Raw genomic sequence first — 4,701 nt, forward strand, 5'->3', positions numbered from 1 at the left:
GCGCGGCCCTGACCCTCCTGCTGACCGCGCTGATCACGGCCCGCGGGTAGCACCGCCGGCCGCGCCAGCGCCGGTCAGGCGCCGGCGAGCATGGGCGGCAGAGTCGCCACCGTACGTTCCGCGGAAAAGATCTCAGCGGCCGCCACCAGAGCCGTGAAGAGCCGCATGTCATCGCCCTGCTCGGGGTGCCACTGCACGCCGACGAGGAAGCTTTTCGCGGCGTCGGCGTCGGCCTCCACCGCCTCGATGATCCCGTCGTCCGCCCAGCCGACCGCGACGAGGCCGTCGCCGATCTTGTCCACGGCCTGGTGGTGGTGCGTGGGCACGTCGAAGTACTCGCCGCCGGGCAGGATGGACTGCACTGTAGTGCCGCTGGTGACGCGGACCTTGTGCAGGCCGAAACCGTGGCCGGGGCCGTTGTGCGCCTCGTGCCCCACGAGGTCCGGCACGTGCTGGTGCAGGGTGCCGCCGCAGGCAACGTTGAGCACCTGCATGCCGCGGCAGATGCCGAGCAGCGGCTTGTCCAGCCGGACGGCGGCGTCGGCGACAGCGAGTTCCCAGGCGTCGCGGTCGGGCGCGTTCGCACTGGTCTCGGGGTGCTTCGCGGCGCCGTAGATGGCCGGGTTGATGTCGCCCCCGCCGGCGATGACGACGCCGTCGAGCACGGCTACGGTGGCTTCGGCTTCCGCGGCGTCACCACCGGGCGGGAGGAGTACCGGCCGCCCCCCGGCCGTCCTGATCGCGCTTACGTACCTCCACGGCAGCAGGGCACCTTCCTCAGACCAGCCACGCCAGTCGGCGTTGGTGTGGTACGTGGTGATGCCAATCGTCGGCGCCATGAGTCCCCTTCGTCTATAGAAGCGCACCGAATCCACCTTCAGGCCCCCGCAACAGCCCCCGGGGAGCCCCCACATAAACCCAAAAGCCCGCTGAGTCAATGGGGAAGGCGGGGGAGATGCTGAAATTGAGAGTACTAGCGGATCGCCGCCGAAGTCGGCCGATCGCGAATACTACTGACCGTAATTATTTCGTAAGCGTGGTTTCAGGCCGCCAGGCGGCAGCGGCGGTGCGGCCAGCGGCTCTCCGATATAGCCCCGAACCTCCCCGAATGCGCCGGCCACCCAGGCGTTACGGGCGGTCACGATTTCTTCATTGGTCCTCGCGACGAAGTTCCACCACATGACGAGCCGGTCACCCAGCGGAATCCCGCCAACTATGAAGAGCCGGCTCGGGCCCGATGCTGACACGGTGATTGACGGGACTCCTACCGGAAGATGCGCGAGCATTCCCGGCTCGATGCGCGCGGGGGCGCCGGCGATCGCCGGGCAGCCGACACCCGCGGGGCCGTCCGCGGCGAGCACCCGTACTCGAAGCCCGGACTGGCGGGCAGCGTGACCTCGCCGCCGTCGGGGAGCGTGACCTGCAGCCCGACCAGCGGGGAGTACACCGTGGCGGGGGAGCGCTCGCCGCCGTGTTCCCCGGCCACCACGGTGACCGTCGCGCCGTCACCGCCTGTCGCCTCGATGACCGGCAGGTCCGCGTGATGCGCGAAGTCCGGCTCGGTGAACTGGTACGCGGCCGGCAGGGCGATCCACAGCTGCACGCCGTGCAGCAAGCCGGGGCGGACGGCGGGGGACTCCTCGGAATGCGCGATGCCGCGCCCTGACGTCATCAGGTTCAGCTCACCAGGCCTGATGAGCTGCTCGGTGCCGAGGCTGTCGCGGTGCAGCACCGCGCCGTCGAACAGCCAGCTCGCGGTCTGCAGCCCGATGTGCGGGTGCGGCGGCACCCGCATGCCCGGCCCCGCGGAGGTGTCGTCCGGCCCGTAGTGGTCAAGGAAGCACCACGCGCCGATGGTGCGCAGTACCCGCTGCGGCAGCAGCCGCCGCACCTCGGTGCCGTCCCCGATCGCGGCCTTGCGCGCCTCGAGCACGTCCACCGCGTGCACCACGCCCGCTTGCAGCGACACCGCCGCTGGCCTGGGGTCCAGGTTGCTCACAGCTCCCAGGATGCCACGCTGGCATCCAACGGTTCGCCGGCGAGCCGCCGGAACGCCTCCCGCGTCGGCGAGCCCGGCGGGGCCACGTAGGCGATCAGCCGCTGGCCGGTGTCCTGGATGTGCATCACCTGGCACTCGAACTCCAGCGGCCCGGCGATCGGGTGATCCACGCGCTTGACCATCGGGTGCCGCGCCGCGACCTCGCGGGTGGCCCACATCGCGGCGAACCGCGGGGACAGCGCGAGCAGTTCGGTGACGAGGGCCTCGATGGAGCGGTCGCCCGGATACCTGGCGTACGCGGCGCGCAGGTCGGCAACCGTGGACCTGGTGAACGCGACGGTGTGCTCGTCGTCCCAGTAGCTGTCGCCTGCGGGCCTGGCGAACATCCAGCGGATCATGTTCCTGTCGTCTTCAGGGAACCCGGACAGGTCGCCGACGAAATGGGTGGCCAGCCGGTTCCAGGCCAGGATGTCGTACGTGGCGCTGACCACGTAGGCGGGGACGTCGGCAAACGCGTCGATCAGGTACCTGATGCCCGGCGGCACGTCCCGGCTCGGGCCCGGCGCCGGGGACGGCTCCTCCCCGGCCACCCGGAACAGGTACTCCCGCTCATCGGTGGTCAGCATCAGCGCCCGGGACAGCGCGGCGAGCACCTGCCGCGACGGCCGCGGCCCGCGGCCCTGCTCGAGCCTGATGTAGTAGTCGACGGACAGCCCCGCGAGCTCAGCGACCTCCTGGCGGCGCAGCCCTGGCGTACGGCGCCGCTGGCCGCCAGGCAGGCCCACGTCGCGGGGACGCAGCCGGTCGCGGCGGGTGCGCAGGAACGCGGCGAGTTCGGCGCGGTTGAGCATGGTCTCTAGCTTGCCACCGGCTGCCCAGCAGGTCCCGCGTCAAGGGTGGTATCGCCAGTCCCAGCCTCGCGCGGTCTCTTCAGGCCGGCCGCCTGGTGCGCGATGCTGAGCGCCATGACCGAACTCATCGCCCTGATCACCGGGGCCAACAAGGGAATCGGGCTGGAGACCGCGCGTCAGCTTGGCGGCCACGGCATGGCGGTGCTCCTCGGAGCGCGCGACGAGGCACGCGGCCGCGCGGCCGAGGCGGCGCTGCGCGCGGAGGACATCGACGCGCATTACGTCGAGCTCGACGTGACCGACGCGAAATCCGCGCGCCGCGTCGCGGAGTGGGTCGGCGCGCGCTACGGCCGCCTCGACGTGCTCGTCAACAATGCGGGCATCGCTGTCCGCGGCGGCCCGCCCAGCGAGACGTCACCGGACGTGCTGCGCGAGGTATTCGAGACAAACGTGCTCGGCGTGGTCACGGTGACGAACGCCGTGCTGCCGCTGCTGCGCCGCGCCGCCCGCGCCAGGATCGTGAACGTCTCGTCGGAAATCGGGTCGGTTACGTTCATGAGCGACCGCTCCAGCCCGGCCTGGCAGATGCCGGCGTCCCTGCCGTACCCGGCGTCGAAGGCCGCGCTGAACATGGTCACCGCGATGTACGCCAAGGAGCTCGCCGGGACGCCGGTCAAGGTTAACGCCGCTAACCCTGGCTACTGCGCGACCGACCTGAACGCGCATAGCGGCTTCCGCTCGGCCGCCGAGGGTGCGTCGGTCAGCGTCCACCTGGCCACGCTCCCCGACGACGGCCCCACCGGCACACTATGGGGACACCTCTGGGGCGCCCCGGGCCCTGGCCAGTACGGCACCCTGCCCTGGTAGCACCTGCCTCCCGCATTCCCGCCCGCCCCCGCTCGCGTCGGCCTGGCTCAGTATCGGCCTACGCGGGGCCGGTGAGCATGGCCAGTTTCCGTTCCAGGTAGCGGCGTTCCGGAATGTTCGTGGCGAGCGCGGCCGCGGTCCGGTAGTCCGCGGCGGCTGCCGCGCGGTCCCCGGCCATCTCGTGCAGGTGGCCGCGGACGGCGTGGTACCGATGGTGCTTGCCGAGCGGCCCGGCGAGCTCACCGGTCGCGGTGAGCCCCGCTTCCGGGCCGTGCACCATCGCGATCGCGACGGCCCTGCCCAATGTGACCATGGGTCCAGGCGAGACCTTGGCAAGCAGCCCGTACAGCGCGAGGATCTCGGTCCAGTCGGTGTCCGCGACGCTGTCCGCCTCGTCGTGCACGGCGGCGATCGCGGCCTGCAGCTGGTACGGGCCGAGCGCCTGGCTCGTGGCGAGGGTCTGCTCGACCAGGTCGGTGCCTTCGGCGATCAGCCGCCGGTCCCAGCGGCGCCGGTCCTGCTCGGTGAGCGGGACGAGAGCGCCGTCTGGCGTGGCTCGCGCCGCGCGGCGGGCGTCGGTGAGCAGCATGAGCGCGAGCAGCCCGGCGGTCTCCGCGTCGCCGGGCAGCAGCCCGCGCAGCATCCGGGCCAGCCGGAGGCCCTCGGCTGTCAGGTCCGTGCGCTGCAGCTGCTGGCCGGCCGAGGCTGTATAGCCCTCGTTGAAGATCAGGTACAGCACCTGCTGCACGGCCCGGATCCGCTGGCCGCGGTCGGCCGCGTCCGGCGGCGTGAACCGTGCGCCCGCGGCGCGGATCTGCTGCTTGGCGCGGCTGATCCGCTGCGCCATCGTCGCCTCGGGCACCCCGAACGCCCGCGCGATCTCCGCCGTGGTCAGCCCGCCGACGGCGCGCAGCGTGAGCGCGACCTGCGAGGACGGGCTCAGCGACGGGTGGCAGCAGAGGAACAGCAGGGTGAGCGTGTCGT

General features: G+C 71.7%; 6 protein-coding genes. 1 reads left to right on the top strand and 5 read right to left on the bottom strand.

Annotated elements, in window-relative coordinates; all coding sequences use genetic code 11:
- Window positions 1–74: 74 nt before the first annotated feature.
- From WA805_RS31140 to WA805_RS31155, 4 genes are all read right to left on the bottom strand, one after another.
- On the bottom strand, window positions 75–839 hold the full coding sequence (locus WA805_RS31140) for a gamma-glutamyl-gamma-aminobutyrate hydrolase family protein (protein ID WP_422274410.1): 765 nt from the start codon (window positions 837–839) through the stop codon (window positions 75–77).
- A gap of 171 nt (window positions 840–1,010) precedes the next feature.
- Window positions 1,011–1,286, bottom strand: coding sequence for a pirin-like C-terminal cupin domain-containing protein (locus WA805_RS31145; RefSeq protein WP_422326236.1), 276 nt, complete (start codon window positions 1,284–1,286; stop codon window positions 1,011–1,013).
- Window positions 1,265–1,999 carry a pirin family protein gene (locus tag WA805_RS31150; protein WP_425244125.1) on the bottom strand — a complete coding sequence of 245 codons (735 nt, stop codon included), beginning with the start codon at window positions 1,997–1,999 and terminating at the stop codon, window positions 1,265–1,267. The genes WA805_RS31145 and WA805_RS31150 overlap by 22 nt, the downstream gene beginning before the upstream one ends.
- Window positions 1,996–2,850 carry a helix-turn-helix transcriptional regulator gene (locus tag WA805_RS31155; RefSeq protein WP_422274414.1) on the bottom strand — a complete coding sequence of 285 codons (855 nt, stop codon included), beginning with the start codon at window positions 2,848–2,850 and terminating at the stop codon, window positions 1,996–1,998. Before WA805_RS31155 ends, WA805_RS31150 begins: the two co-directional genes overlap by 4 nt.
- 114 nt (window positions 2,851–2,964) lie before the next feature.
- Here WA805_RS31155 and WA805_RS31160 point away from each other — a divergent pair, with 114 nt between their 5' ends.
- Window positions 2,965–3,717: an SDR family NAD(P)-dependent oxidoreductase gene (locus WA805_RS31160; protein ID WP_422274416.1), complete on the top strand. Its 753-nt coding sequence runs from the start codon at window positions 2,965–2,967 to the stop codon at window positions 3,715–3,717.
- A 58-nt stretch (window positions 3,718–3,775) separates the two neighbouring features.
- On the opposite strand, the gene WA805_RS31165 is transcribed toward WA805_RS31160, so the two are convergent.
- Window positions 3,776–4,701 (bottom strand): RNA polymerase sigma factor (locus tag WA805_RS31165; protein WP_425244126.1); only part of this gene is annotated, 926 nt, incomplete at its 5' end.

The sequence above is a fragment of the Trebonia sp. genome, from assembly GCF_049794275.1.
In the GTDB taxonomy this organism is placed as follows: Bacteria; Actinomycetota; Actinomycetes; order Streptosporangiales; family Streptosporangiaceae; genus Trebonia.